The 22,029-nt window shown below is 49.2% G+C and carries 11 protein-coding genes and 1 pseudogene; 6 read left to right on the forward strand and 6 right to left on the reverse strand.

Features of this window, described 5'->3' with window-relative positions; all coding sequences use genetic code 11:
* Both queF and HRU42_RS13010 read left to right on the forward strand, forming a co-directional pair.
* Positions 1 to 413 (forward strand): annotated as a pseudogene (gene queF / locus HRU42_RS13005) (NADPH-dependent 7-cyano-7-deazaguanine reductase QueF); the annotation flags it as partial.
* Between the two features lie 344 nt (positions 414 to 757).
* Positions 758 to 1,948, forward strand: coding sequence for an alginate export family protein (locus tag HRU42_RS13010; RefSeq protein WP_295031756.1), 1,191 nt, complete (start codon positions 758 to 760; stop codon positions 1,946 to 1,948).
* A 156-nt stretch (positions 1,949 to 2,104) separates the two neighbouring features.
* On the opposite strand, the gene HRU42_RS13015 is transcribed toward HRU42_RS13010, so the two are convergent.
* The 6 genes from HRU42_RS13015 to HRU42_RS13040 form a co-directional block, all read right to left on the reverse strand.
* Entirely contained in the window at positions 2,105 to 2,965 is an 861-nt protein-coding gene (locus HRU42_RS13015) for a 4'-phosphopantetheinyl transferase superfamily protein (protein ID WP_295031757.1), read from the reverse strand.
* Positions 2,966 to 3,278: 313 nt separating this feature from the next.
* A complete protein-coding gene (locus HRU42_RS13020; RefSeq protein WP_295031758.1) occupies positions 3,279 to 3,500 on the reverse strand; it encodes a hypothetical protein in 222 nt (73 codons plus the stop codon).
* Positions 3,454 to 3,615: a hypothetical protein gene (locus HRU42_RS13025; protein WP_295031759.1), complete on the reverse strand. Its 162-nt coding sequence runs from the start codon at positions 3,613 to 3,615 to the stop codon at positions 3,454 to 3,456. The genes HRU42_RS13020 and HRU42_RS13025 overlap by 47 nt, the downstream gene beginning before the upstream one ends.
* 8 nt (positions 3,616 to 3,623) lie before the next feature.
* The gene (locus tag HRU42_RS13030) at positions 3,624 to 3,920 is read right to left on the reverse strand and encodes a hypothetical protein (protein WP_367227177.1); all 297 of its coding nucleotides are present in this window, start codon (positions 3,918 to 3,920) and stop codon (positions 3,624 to 3,626) included.
* Positions 3,848 to 4,294, reverse strand: coding sequence for a hypothetical protein (locus tag HRU42_RS13035; RefSeq protein ID WP_295031760.1), 447 nt, complete (start codon positions 4,292 to 4,294; stop codon positions 3,848 to 3,850). The genes HRU42_RS13030 and HRU42_RS13035 overlap by 73 nt, the downstream gene beginning before the upstream one ends.
* Positions 4,275 to 4,799: a hypothetical protein gene (locus HRU42_RS13040; protein WP_295031761.1), complete on the reverse strand. Its 525-nt coding sequence runs from the start codon at positions 4,797 to 4,799 to the stop codon at positions 4,275 to 4,277. Before HRU42_RS13040 ends, HRU42_RS13035 begins: the two co-directional genes overlap by 20 nt.
* Positions 4,800 to 5,152: 353 nt before the next feature.
* On the opposite strand from HRU42_RS13040, the gene HRU42_RS13045 reads away from it, so the two are divergent.
* From HRU42_RS13045 to HRU42_RS13060, 4 genes are read left to right on the forward strand one after another with little or no spacing between them, the layout of a single operon-like run.
* Positions 5,153 to 6,013 carry a transcriptional regulator gene (locus HRU42_RS13045; protein WP_295031762.1) on the forward strand — a complete coding sequence of 287 codons (861 nt, stop codon included), beginning with the start codon at positions 5,153 to 5,155 and terminating at the stop codon, positions 6,011 to 6,013.
* Positions 6,013 to 13,791 (forward strand): type I polyketide synthase, encoded by a 7,779-nt coding sequence (locus tag HRU42_RS13050; protein ID WP_295031763.1) that lies wholly within the window; start codon positions 6,013 to 6,015, stop codon positions 13,789 to 13,791. Before HRU42_RS13045 ends, HRU42_RS13050 begins: the two co-directional genes overlap by 1 nt.
* Positions 13,791 to 16,043 carry a PfaB family protein gene (locus tag HRU42_RS13055; RefSeq protein ID WP_295031764.1) on the forward strand — a complete coding sequence of 751 codons (2,253 nt, stop codon included), beginning with the start codon at positions 13,791 to 13,793 and terminating at the stop codon, positions 16,041 to 16,043. The genes HRU42_RS13050 and HRU42_RS13055 overlap by 1 nt, the downstream gene beginning before the upstream one ends.
* Entirely contained in the window at positions 16,043 to 21,907 is a 5,865-nt protein-coding gene (locus HRU42_RS13060; RefSeq protein WP_295031765.1) for a beta-ketoacyl synthase N-terminal-like domain-containing protein, read from the forward strand. Before HRU42_RS13055 ends, HRU42_RS13060 begins: the two co-directional genes overlap by 1 nt.
* Positions 21,908 to 22,029: the final 122 nt, after the last annotated feature.

Genomic DNA, 22,029 nt, shown 5'->3' on the forward strand with positions numbered 1-22,029 from the left:
CAGGCACCTGTATCGACGATCTCGATATCGAAGTTGATGACTACAAATTTAACCCTCAATACCTTGAGAACAGTACAGATGATAAAGCGCTCGTTGCCGAAACGCTTAACTCTAACTTGCTTAAATCAAACTGCTTGATCACCTCTCAGCCCGATTGGGGCAGCGTGATGATCCGTTATCAGGGGCCAAAAATTGATAGAGAAAAACTACTCAGGTATATCATCTCATTCCGCCAACATAATGAGTTTCATGAGCAGTGTATCGAACGTATCTTTGTCGACCTAAAACATTTCTGTCATTGTGCAAAACTCACGGTATATGCCCGCTACACACGACGAGGTGGCTTAGATATTAACCCTTACCGCAGTGATTTTGAAAACCCACCAGAAAATCATCGTTTAGCACGTCAATAACATCTTAGCCGCTGCCTCTTAAGCTGTACTTTGCTGACAAAGGATAGTTGAGAGGCGCAAACCTAAATTTGAACCATGGCTTTCCTCATTGACTCCAGCTTCATTAAACCGCTACAAACCAATCAAAGTTCTGCTTTCAGACTCGTATTACCTATGGATCTAAATTCGTAAAAGCTAAAAAACTAGGTTATAGGTAACGCCAGTCATGAATGAGGCAACGATCTTGATCACACTTATTGATGCCACATCAAAATCATAGGTTAAGTTTGTTTCAGATCAAACAAACAATTCTGGTTCACATCTATAACAGTCACAGAGCAATGATGATACATAAGGACTACACCATGAAAGTTCGTGCACTGACCCTAGCAATTTTAGCTTCTCTTTCAGCCTCTGCTGTTGCCGCTGACAGCGTAGACCCATTAAAGAAAGCCTTTATCGATGATGCAAAAATTAATCTACAATTCCGTTTACGCTACGAAGACGCCGATGTAGATACGGTCGATAATCAAAATCAAACCACATTACGTACTCGCTTAACCTACCAAACCGGGGACATCTACAAGCTGTTTGCACTGACTGAAATTGATGATGTACGTTCCACCGATGATGAGTCTCTCATCAGTGATTATGAATACACTCAAATCAATCAAGCATTTATCGGCTATCGAGGCCCAGCTGAAACCTTGGTAAAATATGGTCGTCAGCGAATATTGCTGGATAATCAAAGATTCGTCGGTGGCGTAGGCTTCCGTCAAAATGAGCAAACTTACGATGCTTTCTCGGTAAAGAATACCGCGCTAGAAAACCTCAGCGTTTACTATTCTTATATCAACAACGTCAACCGCATCTTCTCTGAGGACTCAGGCAAAGATGAGCATAAGAACGAAACAAACCTGCTTAACATAAATTACAAGGCCGGTGAGATTGCCAATATCACTGGATATGCATACCTGATTGACAACATAGACGTTGCCGCCTTCTCAAGCGACACTTATGGTATTCGTGCAACAGGACAGTTCAAACTAGACGCCATCAAACTCAGCTATGAAGCGGAATATGCTCAGCAGTCAGAGGGCGGGGACAACCCGACAAGCTACACCGCTAATTATTATAAATTGGGTGCAGATGTAGGTTTCGAAGGTTTCGGTGCCAAAATAGGTTACGAAGTCTTAGGCTCGGATGACGGCAAGGCTGGTTTTATCACGCCATTGGCTACACTGCACGCCTTCAACGGCTGGACAGATAAATTTCTCTTTGGCGGTATGGGAAACTGGGAGAACGGACTCGTAGATGCCCATGTGGAACTCACAGCAAAAGTTGCTGGGCTAAAACTACTGGCCAAATACCATAAGTTTGATTCTGACTACGGTGATATCGATATGGGTAATGAATGGGGCATAGCGGCAACCTACCCATTTGCGAAGCACTATGATGTCGGCGTGAAATACGCAAGTTTCAGTGGCGCCGATGCGGGTTACGGCTTCTCCAATGATACCGACAAGCTATGGTTAACATTGCAGGCCAAGTACTAATTACAAGTACTAATCCAATGTTAAGCTAAAAGAGCAATAAAGCGCATTGATAACATCTGAGCTAGGTTCTTCCTGCTTATGCTCTTGCTTATCTCTCGCTCCCTTTTGAGCAGACATGGCGAAAATGGTTCGTCACTCTGCTCTTTTTTCTATGTGCTACATAGATTCGAGCGCTGTTAACAAAGCTGTAAGCTCCATCTTTTGAGCATAAACACCAAAGCGTAAATTTGTATCCACACTCACAGCAAATCGATACTCTTCATTTAGCTTACCGAATAACACAGACCAAGTATCAGCCAATGTTACCGACTCTTCCCGATGAAGCTTTAATTGAATGTTCTCAAACAGAGGTAACACATCAATACGGCTACCTTTTTCGAATAAATCTAACTTTTGCTGTTTAATAGCACAGAAATCGAAACTGAATGATTTAAGGGATAAAGCCAACCCAAGGCCTTTAGCCTTGATATAGGACTCCTTCAGCGCCCATAAGTCGAAGAAGCGTTCTCTTTGCTTATCATCTGACAGCGCAAGCAAGGCCTCTGATTCTTCATGAGTAAAATAATGATTCAAGATAGGATAAATGTTCGTCCTTTGCCTACATCGCTCTATATCTACCCCGAGTTCACTAATATGGTGATGTTCAGTTTCCCCCATCACAGCGACCAACAACCAGTCACCACTGTGACTAATATTAAACAGCAGCCCAGTTTGCGCTTGTTGCTCACTGACCAGTTTAGGTTTTCCTTGCTTGCCATATTCAAAACGCCAATCCGCCGGTGAAACAGCTTCTTTAGCGACCAAGGATAAGATCCCTCTGAGGAACCCTCTAACCATCAAACTTTTATCTCTGGCCGAAAGCTGAATATAACGCGACACCTTAGTCAGTTCATCTTCGGGTAGCCAACGCCTAATCGAGTCTGCCTGTTCAGATGTTAGCAGTTCATGTTCGAGTGGGCAGAAAAAAAGACTAAGTTTCCCTAGATTTAACGACTGGGATGAAATGACTGGGCTCAAACTAGCTCCGGAACAGAGGAATAAACTGCAGCGATATTATCAAAGGGAAAGCGGTAGAGATACTAAAAACAGTCGAGAAAACCTTGCTGTAAACTTTGAATAGACTCAAGTTCTGTTTGTGATCCACAATCTCAAATAAAAATCACATCAGATGCAGAATGACACACGCTGATAACCAATATGAATCTGGATTAAACGATCATTCCTCTAAGGCGTTGTAAACCTCCGAGGAGAAAATCAACTTAAGCTGCCTTTATCTTTTTGCCGGTGCAATCACTAGGACAAGAAATAATCATTAAACTGAGTAAATACACTAGGATATCGACTTAATCTCACTGATAAGGTGATTTTGAATATGTTCAGGAGTGATCTCGTAACGGATAAAGGCCATGGAAAATTGACCATCTCCACCTGTCATAGACTTAAGCCGTGTCGAGTAATCATCGACTGAGGCAAGGGGCGCCTCGACGCTCACCTCAATCTTATGCTCACCGATTGCATCTGTGCCGCACACCGCGACGCGCACTGATATCACCGGTAATATCCCCCACTTGCTCGGCCGCGACACAGATTTTCATCTCAACTATGGGCTCTAAAATAACCGGAGCGGCCTGGCTAACGGCATCGATAAAGGCTTGCTTAGCCGCCATGACGAAGGCTATCTCTTTAAGGCTATCTCTTTAGAGTCGACGCTGTGATGCTTGCCATCGAGCAGACTCACCCTGATATCTTGCATGGGAAAGCCGGCTAACCCTCCACTTAACATGGCTTCTTTTATCCCTCTTTCTACCGCAGGAATACATTGGCCGGGAACCGAACCAGCCACCACTTTACTGACAAATTCAAAACCGCTGCCTCTTGGTAAGGGTTCAATGAAGATCTCTACTTCGCCAAATTGACCCGAGCCGCCAGATTGTTTCTTATGGCGATAGCGTATCTTAGCGCTGGTGGTGATAGTCTCTCGATAAGCAACGGCAGGTTTTCTGTATCTATATCCACATGAAATAGCTTATGGGCTTTTTCGATGGCGATTTGCAGATGAAGTTCACCTTGACCCTGTAATACAGTCTGCGCCTCGGCATCCTTACCAACTAGGCTATAGTCGCCCAAGCCAAAAATGGGCTCAGGGAAGTGCATTGCAGGCAAATGAAATTGATCCTCATCGTGACTATCATGGAGCACGGCTCCTACCTCGAGTTCATCTATCTTAGCCAGTGCAACAATATCTCCCGGCCCAGCACGTGGCACACCAAGATGTTTATCTCCCTGAAGCTTAAACAAATGAGTGACTTTAACTGGCTTAAGCCCTTCACCGATATAGAGCTTCATGCCGATAGTGATGCATCCTTAACGCCGTTTCTAATGGTTGATGCAGTTGCTCTGGGGTCAAGTTATCCCCCTGTTCCAGATATAGCTCCATCAGGTCTTCGTCTTCCTCTAAAACGGTATCGACAAGCTCATCACGCGCCGCCGACACCGAGTGAAACAGTGGCTCACTGTCACCAACCTCATCACTAACACAGTGTAAATAGCAATCCACCACAGCATCTAAATTCGCAGTGGACAAGTTAACTGGCAGACATCGACAACCAAACTTGGCTTGTATATCGTAAACTAGCTCAGATAATTTATCTTGGTTGCCATCGATATGATTGATTGCAATCATATCGACTTTCCCTTGGGTTCTGGCAGCCTCGAATGCCCTATAAGTTAATGTCTCGATGCCAATTCCGGCATTGATCACTAAGAGTACTGACTCCACCCCGGGCAGAGGTAACAGGGCTCTGCTCGGTGATAAACTCCGCCATAACACCCCCTCCAAAGTTTCCTTCAAGCAAAGGTTAACCCAAAGTGAAATACGTAAATGCTAACAAGCCATCATGCTTAACTGTTAATTTTAAGTATAGACCTTAGTCAACGCTGGTTATCCGACCTAGGTCATGTTTTGTTTTTGCCACACAACTTGTAAGAAAATATGACCAGGAGGTACACATGTACGCTGAAACTGGTCTGAAGAGGGATTATTAAGTCCCAGGTGATTGTATTGGCCGCAAAGGTCATGTAATCTGCTGCCCATCAGCTAGAAATTGCTTTGTAAAACGTGACGGCTCGGGAACTCCTGCAGGTGACCAGGGTCATAAAGTCGCATTAGTCCCAATAGATTATTAACGGAAACCCGCTAATTTAATGGTAGAGCAAGCCCAAAAAAATCTTCTTTCGGAAGAAAACAATCCGAATAGGCGTACGCGAAGTGCAACAGAAGCACGACACCGTAATGCCACCACTACACCAGAGATGAGACGATTCATACAAGGATCTGACTTTTCTGTGACTCAACTTGCCAAGGTGCTGAACATCAGCGAAGCCACCGTACGTAAGTGGCGCAAGCGCGACTCTGTCGAAAACACCCCGAATACACCTCATCATCTCAACACCACGCTCACTCCATTGCAGGAGTATGTCGTGGTCGGTCTCAGGTACCAGCTTAAGACACCTCTGGACAAGCTCCTCAAGATAACCCAGAAGTTTATCAATCCTAATGTGTCACGTTCGGGCTTAGCCCGTTGCCTGAAACGATATGGCGTGTCAAAGGTGGGCAGTATCGAAAGCCCCTTGGTACCCGAGCGTTATTTTAATCAGCTACCTGTCATTCAGGGAACTAACCTTGAAACCTACACTTTACATCCGGATACTTTGGCCAAGACCATAGCCGATGACGATCAAACCAGCGTGGTTCAGGTTGTGTCACTGACCATACCGCCACAACTAACCAATGAGGAGCCCAGTTCGATACTGCTCGGCATAGACTCTAGCAGTGACTGGATGTACCTAGATATTTACCAAGATGGCAATACCCACGCCACCAACCGATATATCGCTTATGTGTTAAAGCATGGGCCGTTTCATCTGCGTAAGTTGCTCGTTCGCAACTACCACACCTTTTTACAGCGTTTTCCTGGTGCCAGACTCAATCATGGGCATGTCACACAAAACGTTGAAACTAACAACAAGACGCCTGAAAATCAGGCACCCAGTGGAGACTCATAATGAGCCAGACCTCTAAACCTTCAAAGAAGCCTTTAGCGAATGATAACAAATCAGCACCTGAGTCGGTACAAGACTCGAAAGCCGATAAGCGTCTAAACAAACGTCTTAAAGATATGCCCATCGCCATCGTTGGCATGGCAAGTATCTTTGCTAACTCTCGTTACCTGAATAAATTCTGGGACCTGATCAGTGAAAAAATCGATGCAATCACCGAATTGCCACCGACTCACTGGCAACCCGAAGATTATTACGATGCCAATAAGAGCACACCTGACAAGAGTTACTGTAAGCGTGGTGGCTTCCTGCCAGATGTCGACTTTAACCCAATGGAATTTGGCCTACCGCCAAATATCCTAGAGTTAACCGATACATCACAGCTGCTCTCTTTGATCGTGGCTAAAGAAGTGTTAGCCGATGCCAATCTTCCTGAAAGTTATGACAGAGATAAGATTGGTATCACACTGGGTGTGGGTGGCGGACAGAAGATCAGCCACAGCTTAACGGCCCGTCTTCAGTATCCTGTACTCAAAAAAGTATTCAAACATAGCGGTATCAGCGACACCGATAGCGAGATGCTGATCAAGAAGTTCCAGGACCAGTACGTACACTGGGAAGAAAACTCATTCCCAGGCTCATTGGGTAACGTTATCTCCGGTCGTATCGCCAACCGTTTCGACCTAGGTGGCATGAACTGTGTGGTCGACGCCGCTTGCGCCGGCTCACTCGCCGCCATGCGTATGGCAGTCAGTGAACTGATCGATGGTCGCTCAGACATGATGATCACCGGTGGTGTATGTACCGATAACTCACCCTCTATGTACATGAGCTTCTCCAAGACTCCGGCATTTACCACCAACGAAACCATTCAACCTTTCGATATCGACTCCAAAGGCATGATGATAGGTGAAGGTATCGGCATGATAGCGCTTAAGCGTCTCGACGATGCCGAGCGTGACGGTGACCGAATCTACTCAGTGATTAGAGGCATAGGCTCATCATCAGACGGTAAGTTTAAGTCTATCTATGCACCTCGCCCAGAAGGTCAGGCAAAAGCCCTCCACCGCGCCTATGACGATGCCGGTTTTGCACCTCACACTCTTGGCCTTATCGAAGCTCATGGTACTGGCACTGCTGCCGGTGACGCCGCCGAATTTGCCGGCCTGTGCTCGGTATTCAGCCAAGGCAATGACACTAAGCAACATATCGCCCTAGGCTCGGTGAAATCTCAAATCGGTCATACCAAGTCGACCGCAGGTACTGCCGGCCTAATCAAGGCTTCTCTTGCCCTGCATCATAAGGTACTGCCTGCCACAATCAACATCAGTGAGCCTAGCCCTAAACTTAACATTGAGAACTCACCATTTTATCTCAATACCGAGACTCGTCCTTGGCTACCACGCGCCGATGGCACGCCGCGTCGCGCGGGTATCAGCTCATTTGGTTTTGGTGGCACTAACTTCCACTTCGTATTGGAAGAGTACACTAAAGAGCACAGCCGAGATGATGGCGAAAAAGCTAAATATCGTCAACGTCAGGTGGCTCAAAGCTTCCTTATTAGCGCAGCGACAAAAGATGCGCTCATTAGTGAGCTAAACAACTTAGCCGCCTCGAGTACTCAAGCTGAGTTCAACTTAAAAGATGCAGCAGCTAATTACTCTCTTCGTGAGCTTGATGCTAAAGCACCTCGCCTGGGGTTAGTGGCTAACACCAGCGATGAACTCGCAACACTGATTAAGCAAGCTGTCGCTAAATTAACTGATAATAGTAATGATAGTGCTTGGCAACTACCTGGTGGCACCAGCTACCGTGCAGCAAGTGTTGAAGGTAAAGTCGCTGCGCTATTCGCCGGCCAAGGCTCACAATACCTCAATATGGGTCGCGACCTTGCCTGTTACTACCCTGAGATGCGCCAGCAACTTGTGAGCGCCGATAAAGTCTTTGCCGCCAATGATAAGACCCCGCTTTCACAGACACTTTATCCAAGGCCGGTGTTTAATAAAGACGACCTGAAAGCCCAAGAAGCGATACTGACCAACACAGCCAATGCACAAAGTGCCATCGGCGCCATCTCTATGGGTCAGTATGCGCTGTTCACCGCCGCTGGATTCAATGCCGACATGGTCGCAGGACACAGCTTCGGTGAGCTAAGTGCTCTGTGTGCAGCCGGTGTTATCTCCAGTGAAGATTACTACCAGCTCGCATTTGCCCGCGGTGATGCCATGGCAACTAAGGCCCCGGCCAAAGACGGCGTAGAAGCGGCTAATTCTGTACCAGATAGTGGTGCTATGTTCGCTATTCTTCACCAAGGAAAGGGCACTAAGTCTGCTGAAGACTTAGCCACACTTGAAGCGACTATCGCTAAGTTCGATGGGGTTAAAGTCGCTAACTACAATGCACCGACTCAGTCAGTCATTGCAGGTCCTACTGTTTCTACCGCTGAAGCGGCCAAAGCACTCAGTGAGCTTGGATATAAGGCGATAAACCTGCCTGTATCGGCCGCATTCCACACTGAACTTGTTGGCCATGCTCAAGCACCATTTGCTAAAGCGATTGATGCTGCCAAGTTCAGCAAGCCAAAGCGTGCGCTGTACTCAAACGCTACCGGTGAACTTTATGACAATAGCGCCGCAAAAATTAAGGCCTCGTTTAAGCAGCATATGCTGCAATCGGTACGCTTTACCACTGAACTAGAAGCCATGTATAACGCCGGCGCTCGAGTGTTTGTTGAATTCGGTCCAAAGAACATACTGCAGAAGCTAGTACAGGGCACTCTTGCTGATAAGGCAGATATTAGCACTATCTCTATCAACCCAAGCCCTAAGGGTGATAGCGATCTTCAGCTTAAGCAAGCCGCGGTGCAGATGGCCGTTGCAGGCATCAAGCTCGACAATATCGACCCATATCAGGCCGACATTGCTGCGCCAGCTAAAGCATCACCGATGAACATCACCTTAAATGCTGTCAACCATATCAGCAAGGCAACACGCGCCAAGATGGCTAAGTCCTTAGAGACCGGCACTGTGACTAGCACGACGGTTATTGAAGAAAAGATCGTCGAGAAAGTGGTTGAAAAAATAGTTGAAGTAGAAAAAATCGTAGAAAAAGTGGTTGAAGTAGAAAAGATTGTTGAAGTTGCATCTCTGCAAGCAAGCAACGCACCAGCCACTTATATCCCAGCCAATGCCGAGCCCGTTCAAGAGAATCTAGTCGTGTCTAAAAATGCCAAGCCATCAGTCATCGTTAATAGCGGCGATGCGTTAACTCACTTCTTTGCAGCCCAGCAGCAAGCTGCCGAGCTTCACCAACAATTTCTGCAGATCCCCCAGCAATACGGTGAGACCTTCACCACCTTGATGACAGAGCAAACTAAACTCGCTAGCGCAGGTATTGCGCTTCCAGAGAGCCTACAACGCTCTATGGAGCAGTTCCACCAGCTTCAGGCGCAAACTCTGCAAAGCCATACTCAATTCCTTGAGATGCAAACAGGCAGCAACACTGCAGCACTAAATATGCTTAACGGTGCGCCAGCAGTCCTCTCTACACCAGCAACAGCCCAACCCGTTAAAACGGTTACTCCTGTTCAAGCTGTAATTGCGCCTATAGTCGCGCCTGTTCAGGTTGCAGCGCCCCTAGTCGCGCCAGTACAGGCAGCTCCGACTCCAGTAGCTCCTGCTCAGGCAGCCCCTCAGTATCAGGCTGCCAAAGTAGAAAATAAAGTTGAGCCAGTCGCTACTAATACAAGCGCCGCGAGCTCTGCTAATACAAGTGCAGCTGTAGCCCTTTCACAAGCCGCTGAAGGCTCACTCTCTGCAGCTAAGATTCAAGCCACCATGCTCGAAGTGGTTGCCGAGAAGACTGGCTACCCCACTGAGATGTTAGAGCTTGAGATGGACATGGAAGCCGATTTAGGTATCGACTCTATTAAGCGCGTCGAAATCTTGGGTACAGTTCAAGATGAGCTACCAGGTCTGCCTGAGCTTAGCCCTGAAGATTTAGCCGAGTGTCGTACATTGGGTGAAATCGTAGCTTATATGAATTCTAAGTTACCTGCTGCTGGCTCTGCTGATAGCGCTAGCGCCGCGGCGGCTCATAACGTTAGTGCCGCTGAGGGCTCACTCTCTGCTGAGACAGCCTTGAGCGCGCAAGAAGTACAAGCGACTATGATGTCAGTGGTAGCTGAGAAGACGGGCTACCCCACTGAGATGCTAGAGCTTGAGATGGATATGGAAGCCGATCTAGGCATCGACTCTATCAAGCGCGTCGAAATCTTAGGTACTGTTCAAGACGAACTTCCTGGTCTGCCCGAGCTTAGCCCTGAAGATTTAGCCGAGTGTCGTACATTGGGCGAAATCGTTGCCTACATGAATAGTAAACTTCCTTCAAGTGCCGCTGAAGGCTCAGCTTCTATTTCAAGTGCCGCTGAAGGCTCAGCTTCTATTTCAAGTGCCGCCGCGGCGCCTGCTGTTAGCGGACTTTCTGCAGAAACAGTTCAAGCCACCATGATGTCAGTGGTTGCCGACAAGACTGGCTACCCCACTGAGATGCTTGAACTGAGCATGGATATGGAAGCGGACTTAGGTATCGACTCAATCAAGCGCGTCGAGATCTTAGGTACCGTACAAGACGAACTGCCTGGCTTGCCTGAGCTAAACCCTGAAGATCTTGCCGAGTGTCGTACATTGGGCGAAATCGTTGCTTATATGAACTCTAAGCTACCTGCTGCTGGCTCTGCTGATAGCGCCGCGGCGGCTGCTAATGTGAGTGCCGCTGAAGGCTCGACTCATACAAGTGCCGCTGAGGGCTCACTCTCTGCTGAGACAGCCTTGAGCGCGCAAGAAGTTCAAGCCACCATGATGTCAGTGGTTGCCGACAAGACTGGCTACCCCACTGAGATGCTTGAACTGAGCATGGATATGGAAGCGGACCTTGGTATCGACTCTATCAAGCGCGTCGAGATCTTAGGTACCGTACAAGACGAACTGCCAGGCTTGCCTGAGCTAAACCCTGAAGATCTTGCCGAGTGTCGTACACTGGGCGAAATCGTAAGCTACATGAACTCTAAGCTGACTAATACCAGTGCCACCGCAGGCGCTGCTGTAGCTTCAACGATTGCAGCTGCAACCGATGGGGTAAAATCAGTCGCGGATACCATCACATCGAGTATTGAGCTTCCACCTCACAGCGAGGTAACGCTAAAAAAGCTTAATGCGGCGGACACGATTAAAAACTGTTTCGCCGCAGACGCAACTCTTGTGATCACCGATGATGGTCATAACGCCGGCGTGTTAGCAGAGAAACTGACAAAGCAAGGTCTTAAAGTAGCCGTTATACGTCTACCTGAGGGCGGTGCTCAATCACCACTTAACAGCGATATCGCCAGCTTCCAGGCAAAGAGCACTGATGAAGCGGGTATTAGCGCCGTTATTGCTCAAATAGAACAGCAACTAGGTCAAATTGGTGGATTCATTCACCTGCAACCTGAAGCTAATAACACGAACATAACCGATGCCGTTAACCTAAGCGATAACAGCTTCACTCATGTTAGCCAAGCCTTCCTTTGGGCTAAGCTACTTCAGCCAAAGCTTACTGTATCAAGTGATAAGCGCCGCAGCTTTATCACCGTCAGCCGTATCGATGGTGGCTTCGGTTACTTAGACATTAAACAACTTCAAAGCGCTGAGCTAAACCAAGCAGCATTAGCAGGCTTAACCAAGACACTCAGCCATGAGTGGCCAACGGTCTTCTGTCGCGCTTTAGATATCGCAGCAAACTTAGATGCAACTCATCTTGCTGATGCAGTCACAGCTGAGCTTTTCGATAGTGTCACTCAATTGCCAGAAGTGGGTTTGTCACTCGACGCTAAAGGTAACGTTTCACGTACGACCTTAATTGCAGGTGAAGCGAGCAGTAAACATGCAGCACTTGAGTTAAGCAGTGCAGATACCATACTGGTGACTGGGGGAGCTAAAGGCGTGACCTTCGAATGTGCTTTGGCATTGGCTAAGCGTACCAAGTCGCACTTTATCCTGGCGGGACGTAGCGAGCTACTCGCGATCCCAACATGGGCTGAAACCAAGCAGATCAGCGAACTTAAACCTGCTGCCATTGCTCACATCATCTCTACGGGTAATAAGCCGACACCTAAACAGGTCGAATCCTTAGTGTGGACAGTTAAAAGCTCACTCGAGATAAACACAGCGCTTGAGGCTTTTGCCCAAGTAGGTGCGAGTGCCGAGTATGTCAGCATGGATGTCACAGACCCAGCTGCTATTTCCAAGGCGCTTAAAGGCAAAAGTAACCAGATCACCGGTCTTATCCACGGTGCTGGCGTACTGGCCGATAAGCATATTCAAGACAAGACCATTGAAGAATTAGGGCGTGTCTACGGCACCAAGGTTAATGGTCTGAAGGCTGTGCTGGCTGTACTTGATGCGAGTAAGGTGAAACTGCTGGCCATGTTCTCATCGGCTGCGGGCTTCTACGGCAACACAGGTCAGAGCGACTACGCCATGTCAAACGACATCCTTAACAAGGCAGCGCTGCAGTTCACTGCACGCAACCCACAAGCTAAAGTGATGAGCTTTAACTGGGGCCCTTGGGATGGTGGTATGGTTAATCCAGCACTGAAGAAGATGTTTACCGACCGTGGTGTGTACGTTATCCCACTCAAGGCTGGCGCCGAGTTATTTGCCAGCCAACTATTGAGCAAAACGGGTGTACAATTGCTCGTTGGTACTTCGATGCAGGGCGGCGACGGCTCTCAATCAAAAAACGCTGAAGGCTCTGCTACAGAAGGTTCTTCTGTAAAAAAGCTTAATGCGGGTGAGGTGCTCAACGCATCGCGCCCGCTAGCACCTGTTTCTTTAACGCCTTTGACGTTAACAAGAGCCTTAAACCCTAATGCGATGGCCTTTATTCAAGACCACCGCATTAGCGGTAATTCGGTGCTACCCACAGTGTGTGCAATACAGTGGATGCGCGAAGCCGCAAGCAAAATGCTCGGGGCGCGCGTAAAAGTGCTCGATTATAAGCTGCTTAAAGGGATCATCTTCGACCATGATGATGTGCAACAGATGACGCTGGAACTGACTCCGTTAGAAGAGCCCTCAGCGGTACTTGGAAACAGTGAGCCTGCAGCTGCAATCAACAAAGCGCCTTCAACGGCTCGTAGAATGAGCGCCATGATCACCTGTCAGGGGCGTCCGCAATATAAAGCGACGCTCGAAAGCGATGAGTCCATTGAGCTCCCACCCGCTAAGCGATTTACCGATACCACTGAGTGTATCGCTACTGCGAGTGAACTTTATACTAACGGTACCCTGTTCCACGGACCCCGTTTACAGGGCATTGAAAAGGTATTGCAGTTTAATGATTCGGGTCTGTTAATCCGTTGCCGTTTGCCAAACGTGAGTGATGAAGATTGTGGTCATTTTGTCGCCACCACTCACCTTGGTGGTAGCCAGCCCTTCGCCGAAGACTTGCTTCTACAAGCCATGCTGGTGTGGGCGAGACTCAAGTACGGTGCGGCCAGCCTACCCTCGGCTATCGGTGAGTTTATCTCCAACAAACCCATGGCCTTTGGTGAGTCTGGATTCATCGAGCTTGAAGTGGTTAAGACCAGTTCTCGCTCACTGCAAGCTAATGTCGCGCTTTACCATGAAAATGGCGAGCTCAGCGCTATGATGAAGGGGGCAAAAGTCACCGTCAGCAAGAGCCTGAATGATGCTTTCTTGGCGAAGCCCTCAGCGGCTCTAGATAAAGCAAGTGAGGCTAAATAGTGAATCAGACGCTTAATGCTCAGCAGCAAGCGCCTCAAAAAGTAGCGATGCCACTGCGCATCGCGCTTTTAGTGTTGCCGTCGACCAGACTATGTTGCGATGTTCAGTCGGCTAATCCACTCGAGGTACTGCTGCCTGAGCTTTATCAATCAGGACTGCTCTCTTCTAAAGAGGGGGCGTCAGAGCAGATTGTTATCATTGAAGTCGATGACTTCGAAGCTAACCTCAAGGCGAGTATCCAGGCTATCGATGAAGGTAAACTGGTGCAATTATCGACACCTACCCAGTCCCTGTTGATGATGCCTGCGCTCAAGGCCGCGCAGCTTAGGATCCATCCCCATGCACAGCTCGCGGCGATACAACAAGGTGATGCTGGTGTCCAGCAGACCATGGCGCTCGCACTGGCTCAGGCTAAACGCGATATCGCCACTGTGAGTAAGGTAGAGAACCTGCATGATCTGGACAGCCAGCAGAAATTTGCCGCGGTTCACCAGTTGATCACTGAGCTTGCTTCTCGAACCTCAATTCGAAATGAGGTCAATGAGGGTGTTGAACTAGGGCCCAAACAGGCCAAGAGTCACTACTGGTTTACGCCAAATCATCAGGCAAGAGTGACTGCGGTCAACTTCTCTCATTCGGTTAACAATATTTCGGCAGGCAAACAGACTAATGCCAGCTTTATTATTACTCAAGGTACAGGTTTTATTGCGCCTAAATCGATTGTCGACAGCCAGCGCTTACAGTTTGTACTATCGGGTGATACTCAAGCTGAGCTACTCACCGCACTCAACGGCCTCAAGACAGAACTCCAGGCTGAGCCTAGTCCAGCTTCAGTGCTCACTGTGATGAGAGATAATCTTATCGCGTTCGAGCAGACCAACACCCATTACGCCGTCACGCTCCAAGCAAGCTCAGTTGACGCTATGCTGCTTGAGATCAATGCCATGATTGAAGCATTGCCAGCGGTAATGGCTGATGATGGCCAGCACAGCTACAAGACGCCGGCGGGCAGTTACTTCACCTCAAAGCCATTGGGCAATGTTGCCACAGCGGGTCTGGCCTTCGTCTATCCCGGTGTAGGCACAGTTTATGCCGACATGTTTAGCGAGCTACACAGATACTTCCCATCACTCTACTCACGACTAGAGCGAGAGGGCGATCTAAAATCTATGTTACAAGCCGATGCTATCTATCATTTAGACGCTAAAGTTGCCCCAGCCATGCCCCTAGGCGATCTGGCTATTGCCGGTGTTGGCAGCAGTTATCTGCTAACTCAACTCTTGATGCAAGAGTTCAACGTCACTCCAAACTTCGCCCTAGGTTACTCCATGGGTGAAGCCTCTATGTGGGCCAGCCTTGGCGTATGGGAAAACCCCCATGATTTGATAAGTAAGACCCAAACGGATCCCTTGTTTACCACCGCCATATCCGGACCGCTGAGTGCAGTGAGGCAAGCATGGAAACTGGACCACACAGATAGCGACATTGTCTGGAACAGCTTCGTAGTACGCAGCCCTAGCGAACCGATTAAAGCCCTGCTGCCAGAATTCCCCCGTGCATATCTGGCCATCATTCAGGGTGATACCTGCGTGATCGCGGGCTGTGAGACTCAATGCCGTGAGCTACTGACCAAGCTGAAGAAGCGTGGCATAGCCGCTAACCGAGTCACGGCCATGCACACGACACCGGCGATGGAAGAGCACGCCAACGTGATTGAGTTTTATACTCAACCACTGCGTGACGAATTGCCGCAAGATATCAAGTTCATCAGTGCTGCGAGCCTGTCTGGTGACCGGCGCGATAAGGCCGTCAACGAGGCGGGCGCTATTGATAGCACTATGATTGCCGAGTCTATCGCCGATACTTTTTGTCATACCTTGGACTTTACCTCGCTGATCCACAGCGCCCAACGACAAGGCGCTAAGCTATTTGTCGAACTCGGCGCCGACAGACAAAACAGCACCTTGATCGACAAGATAGCTAAGCTCGACAGAAGCTGCGGGGCAGAAGCCAGCAGCTATCCATGCTGTACAGTGCCTGTCAACGCCAAAGGCGGTGATGACATCACTAGCCTACTAAAGGCATTGGGACAACTTATCAGTCATAGAGTGCCGCTATCACTGCGACCTCTCATCGATGGACTCAAGCGAGAAATTGCGCTCCGAGAATTGAACTCAACCGGTTTAACTGCTCACAATAGCGTCATCTCGGCTGAGCCCGATGCCAACAAATTACTCAAAGGGGAAGTTTAATGTCCTTCTCGAATAACAATAGCGACAAGCCTTCAAGCAAACAGAGAAAAATCGCCATAGTGGGTCTAGCCGCCCTCTATCCCGATGCCAAGAGCCCAGAGGAATTTTGGCAGAATTTACTCGATAAGCGAGACTCTCGCAGTATCCTAACCGATGAAAAGTTAGGGGCTAATACCCAGGATTATCAGGGTGTTCAGGGCCAATCAGACCGCTTCTATTGTAACCAGGGTGGCTATATTGAGCACTTCAGCTTCGATGCCACAGGCTATCAACTACCCAGCGAGAGCCTGACGGGTCTGGATAACAGCTTTCTTTGGGCACTGGATACCAGCCGTAAAGCACTCATCGATGCCGGGATCAGCTTAAACAGTCCCTCTTTAGCGCGTACAGGGATCATCATGGGCGCCTTGTCATTCCCGACAACCCGCTCAAATGATCTGTTCTTGCCTATCTATCACAGCGCCGTCGAGAAGGCATTGCAGGATAAGTTAGCCAACCCGGATTTTAAGCTCAACCCAACCAATGCTCATACACAAAGAGCCCGCAGCGAAACGGTCATCGATAATGCCAACGGTGCTATCGCTCACAACGCCTCAAAGATCGTTGCAGATGCCTTAGGCTTAGGCAGCGTACAACTCAGTCTGGATGCCGCCTGTGCCAGCTCAGTCTATTCTTTAAAACTCGCGTGTGATTATCTCACCGCGGGCAAAGCCGATGTGATGTTAGCCGGCGCCGTCTCTGGCGCCGACCCTTTCTTCATCAACATGGGCTTCTCTATCTTCCATGCTTACCCAGATCATGGTTTCTCGGCTCCGTTTGATGGTGACAGTAAAGGCTTGTTCGCCGGTGAAGGTGCTGGCGTCATGGTGCTCAAACGTTTAGATGATGCCGAGCGTGATGGTGATAAAATTTATGCCGTCGTCAGTGGCGTCGGCCTGTCCAACGACGGTAAAGGCCAGTTTGTACTGAGCCCTAACTCTAAGGGACAAATTAAAGCCTTTGAACGTGCCTATGCAGCCAGTGATATCGAACCTAAAGATATCGAAGTGATCGAATGTCACGCCACAGGCACGCCACTGGGTGACAAGGTTGAGCTCACGTCCATGGAGACCTTCTTCGAAGACAAGCTTGAGGGCACCGATGCGCCACTACTTGGCTCGGCTAAGTCTAACCTGGCCCACCTGCTCACAGCAGCTGGCATGCCTGGGATCATGAAGATGATCTTCGCCATGAAAGAAGGCGCATTGCCGCCTAGCATCAATATCAGCGCTGCAATCGAATCGCCTAAGGGACTGTTTGGCACCAACACCATACCCAATCAGGTGCAGCCTTGGCCGGTGAAATCTGGCAACACGCTGCGCCACGCCGGCGTATCGGTATTCGGTTTCGGTGGCTGTAATGCTCACCTGTTACTGGAATCCTACTCAGTTCAACACGCAGCAGGCGCTGGACAACAAGCTGTCGCTCAAGATGAATTGCTAGCCGCCGAGCCTGACGCGATGAAGATAGTCGGTCTGGCCGCTCATTTCGGTCCACTGAGCAGCATTAATAAGCTCAGTAATGCCATTGCATCAGACACTAATGGTTTTATTTCGCTACCGAAACAGCGCTGGAAAGGCTTAGATAAGCATCCTGAGCTGCTGGCAGAGTTTGGTCTTAGTGCAGCCCCTAAGGGCGCCTATATTGACAGCTTCGAGCTAGACTTCCTGCGCTTCAAGCTGCCGCCCAATGAAGATGACCGCTTGATCTCACAACAGCTTATGCTGATGAAGGTAACCGATGAAGCCATCCGTGATGCCAAGTTAAAGCCAGGCCAGAGAGTCGCCGTGTTAGTTGCCATGGAAACCGAGCTTGAGCTGCACCAGTTTCGCGGCCGAGTTAACCTGCACACTCAACTGCAAGAAAGCCTTACAGCCATAGGTGTCACCCTCAGTGAAGATGAATACCTAGCCCTGGAAGCTATCACCATGGACAGTGTACTCGATGCGGCTAAGCTCAATCAGTACACCAGTTTTATTGGTAACATCATGGCCTCGCGTATCGCATCCTTATGGGACTTCGATGGCCCGGCATTTACCATCTCGGCAGCAGAGCAATCCGTCAGCCGCTGTCTCGATGTCGCGCAGAATATGATGGCCAGTGAATCGCTCGATGCTGTGGTCATCGCCGCTGTGGACCTTTCCGGCAGTTTCGAACAGGTGATACTGAAAAACAGTGTTGCACCAGTTGCCTTTGATCCCGCGTCGAACACAGGCTGGAATGTGGGAGAAGGCGCCGGTGCAATCGTGCTGATCCCAGACGTGGCTAGCAGTGATGGCAGCGGCTCTTATGGCCAAACTTATGGCCAGATTAGTGCACTCGCCTTCGGCAGAGCCAAAGACTCGAGTCTTATTACCGATAGCTTATTGGCTCAAGCCGGCGTAGACATCAGCACCATCAAGGTCGTTGAAACCAATATCGCACCAGGCAGTTCATCAACACCATCTGTCGCCTCGCTCAATGCATTTCCTCATGCCATTGCCACCAGCGCAGATAGCCGCGTCGGACACTGCTTCGCCGCAGCGGGAATGGCTGGCATGCTTCACGGCCTACTCAGCCTGTCCAAACTCAGCCATGCTGGCAACGCGCTGGTGGTGAACATCAACGAAGACCAAGCATCTCAATTGCTGCTAAGCCAAACGGCGAATGAAAACAATGCGCTTAAGTCACGCCTAAGCGGTGAGCTCAAGTCTGATGCCAAGCATCAACTGCTCAAGCAAGTGACCTTAGGTGGCCGCGATATCTATCAACATATTGTCGATACACCACTGGCCAGTTTACCCTCGATTCAGAGCAAGCTTGCCCAAGGCCGCGCTTCATCTGTGGTTAAGCAGCACAAGCCTTTAGTCACACGCTCCGCTCCAGCAAGCGTGCAAACAGCATCGCAGCATGTCCAAGCAGCACCTGTGAGTCCTACACCAGTATTAGGTACCCCTATGACAAATAAAGTAATAACAGCGCCAAGTACACCCATTGATGTGTCCGCAGGCGACCTAGCTGCATTCCAGCAAAACCAGCGGCTCACACAGCAAGCTCATCAGGCATTTTTAACCAGCCGTTCTGCTGGCATGAAAGTGGCCGACGTTCTTCTGAAACAACAGCTAAGCCAAGAGATAGCCCAGGCAAGTGGCCAAACTGTGTCTCTACAGTCTCAAGCAGCCTCTGCACCACAGGTCGCTGCAACGCTTAATCCAGTATTAGTGCAAGCGCCTTCAGCGGCCCTTAATGTAATAAGTGAAGAGCTAAAGCCGGATCACGCTAACATGGCACCTTACCTCGCGCCAACGCCTGAACTTAAACCTTGTATCTGGCACTATGCCGACCTAGTTGAATATGCCGAGGGTGATATTGCTAAGGTATTTGGCTCAGATTACGCCATCATAGACGGCTATTCCCGTCGCGTGCGTCTGCCAACGACAGATTATCTGCTGGTATCTCGAGTGACTAAACTCGATGCCACCATGAATCAGTATAAGCCCTGCTCCATGACTACTGAGTATGATATCCCGGTTGATGCCCCTTACTTAGTCGACGGTCAGATCCCCTGGGCCGTAGCGGTAGAATCGGGTCAGTGTGACTTGATGCTCATTAGCTACCTAGGTATCGATTTCGAGAACAAGGGCGAGCGCGTCTATCGTCTACTCGATTGTACCCTCACCTTCCTGGGCGACTTGCCTCGTGGCGGCGATACCCTAAGATATGACATTAAGATCAACAACTATGCCCGTAACGGCGATACCCTGTTGTTCTTCTTCTCTTATGAGTGTTTCGTTGGCGATACCATGGTGCTTAAGATGGATGGTGGTTGTGCAGGTTTCTTCACCGATGAGGAGCTGGCCGACGGCAAGGGCGTGATCCACAGCGAAGATGAGATCAAGGCACGTGCACTCGTGGTCAAGCAGACTTTCAACCCTCTGCTCGATTGCCCTAAGACCAGCTTCAGCTATGGCGACATCCACAAGCTACTCACTGCCGATATTGCCGGCTGTTTCGGTCCAAGCCATAACGGTCCAAGCCAAGCGTCACTGTGCTTCGCGTCAGAAAAATTCCTGATGATCGAACAGATCAGCAAGGTCGACCGTAATGGCGGCACCTGGGGCCTAGGTCTTATCGAAGGTCATAAGCAACTAGAGCCGGATCATTGGTACTTCCCATGTCACTTCCAGGGTGATGAGGTGATGGCGGGCTCTTTGATGGCCGAAGGTTGTGGTCAGTTATTGCAGTTCTACATGTTGCATCTTGGCATGCACACCCAGACCAAGAATGGCCGTTTCCAGCCTCTGGCAGATGCCTCACAGCAGGTACGTTGTCGCGGTCAGGTGTTGCCACAATCTGGTGTACTCACCTATCGCATGGAAATAACCGAAATCGGTTTCAGCCCACGCCCTTACGCTAAGGCCAATATCGATATCATACTCAATGGTAAGACTGTGGTGGACTTCAAGAACCTGGGCGTGATGATCAAGGAAGAAGATGAGTGTGTTCGTTACCCTATAGCGCCAGCGGCGTCTCTTAGTAAAGAGTCGACTAATGTGCCTATATCTTCTCCTAAGGCCTACAAGCCTGCCTCGGTAAACGCCCCCTTGATGGCGCAAATCCCGGATCTGACTAAGGCGCCCAACAAGGGCGTTATCCCGATTCAGCACGTCGAGGCCCCCGTCACGCCGGATTATCCAAACCGGGTGCCAGATACTGTGCCTTTTACCCCATACCATATGTTTGAGTTTGCTACGGGAAACATCGAAAACTGTTTCGGCCCCGAGTTCTCCATCTATCGCGGCATGATCCCACCACGCACGCCTTGTGGCGATCTGCAGGTGACGACTCGCGTGATCGAAGTCAATGGCAAGCGCGGCGATTTTAAGCAGCCTTCATCGTGTATCGCAGAATACGAGGTCCCAAGTGATGCCTGGTATTTTGATAAGAACAGCCATGCAGCCACCATGCCCTACTCGATATTGATGGAAATATCCTTACAGCCAAACGGCTTCATCTCTGGCTACATGGGCACCACCCTTGGCTTCCCAGGACTCGAGCTTTTCTTCCGTAACTTAGACGGTAACGGCAAGATGCTAAGACATGTCGACCTGCGTGGTAAGACAATTCGTAACGACTCCCGTCTGCTGTCTACCGTGATGGCCGGCACTAACATCATCCAGAGCTTCAGTTTCGAGCTGAGCACAGATGGCGTACCTTTCTACGAAGGAAAGGCGGTATTTGGTTACTTCAAGGGCGATGCCCTCAAAGACCAGCTTGGATTGGACAAGGGCAAGGTCACTCAGCCCTGGCATGTGGCTAAAGGCATAGCGGCAGATTATACGGTGAACCTACTCGATAAGAGCTGCCGTCACTTTAACGCGCCACAAGATCAGCCACACTATCGCTTAGCCGGTGGACAGCTAAACTTTATCGACAAGGTAGAAATAGTCGATAACGGCGGCACCGAAGGCCTGGGTTATCTCTACGCTGAGCGCACTATCGATCCGAGCGACTGGTTCTTCCAGTTCCACTTCCATCAGGATCCGGTTATGCCAGGTTCGCTGGGTGTTGAAGCCATCATAGAAACCATGCAGACTTACGCCATCAGCAAAGACTTGGGCGCAGGCTTTAAAAACCCTAAGTTCGGTCAGATCTTGTCAGATATCAAGTGGAAGTACCGTGGACAGATCAACCCACTGAACAAGCAGATGTCTATGGACGTTAGCATCACCTCGATTAAAGATGTCGATGGTAAAAAAATCATCACAGGTGACGCCAGCCTAAGTAAAGACGGTCTGCGTATATATCAGGTGTTTGATATTGCCATCTGTATCGAAGAGTCTTAAAAACACAGTTTTTAAGACTAAGTTAATGGCTAAAGAGACAAGCTCTTTAGCCATTAACGGCCTAACAGCACAAGAATTAAAGATTAATCAATGTGAAAGAGACAGAGCTAAACTGCTTCACA

The sequence above is a fragment of the Shewanella sp. genome, assembly GCF_013214165.1.
GTDB lineage: Bacteria > Pseudomonadota > Gammaproteobacteria > Enterobacterales > Shewanellaceae > Shewanella.

Excerpts from the sequence above, each read along its gene's own strand:
- HRU42_RS13010 (WP_295031756.1), top strand. The coding sequence starts at position 758 with ATGAAAGTTCGTGCACTGACCCTAGCAATTTTAGCTTCTCTTTCAGCC.
- HRU42_RS13025 (WP_295031759.1), bottom strand. The coding sequence starts at position 3,615 with ATGGCGGCTAAGCAAGCCTTTATCGATGCCGTTAGCCAGGCCGCTCCG.
- HRU42_RS13035 (WP_295031760.1), bottom strand. The coding sequence starts at position 4,294 with ATGAAGCTCTATATCGGTGAAGGGCTTAAGCCAGTTAAAGTCACTCAT.
- HRU42_RS13045 (WP_295031762.1), top strand. The coding sequence starts at position 5,153 with ATGGTAGAGCAAGCCCAAAAAAATCTTCTTTCGGAAGAAAACAATCCG.
- HRU42_RS13050 (WP_295031763.1), top strand. The coding sequence starts at position 6,013 with ATGAGCCAGACCTCTAAACCTTCAAAGAAGCCTTTAGCGAATGATAAC.
- HRU42_RS13060 (WP_295031765.1), top strand. The coding sequence starts at position 16,043 with ATGTCCTTCTCGAATAACAATAGCGACAAGCCTTCAAGCAAACAGAGA.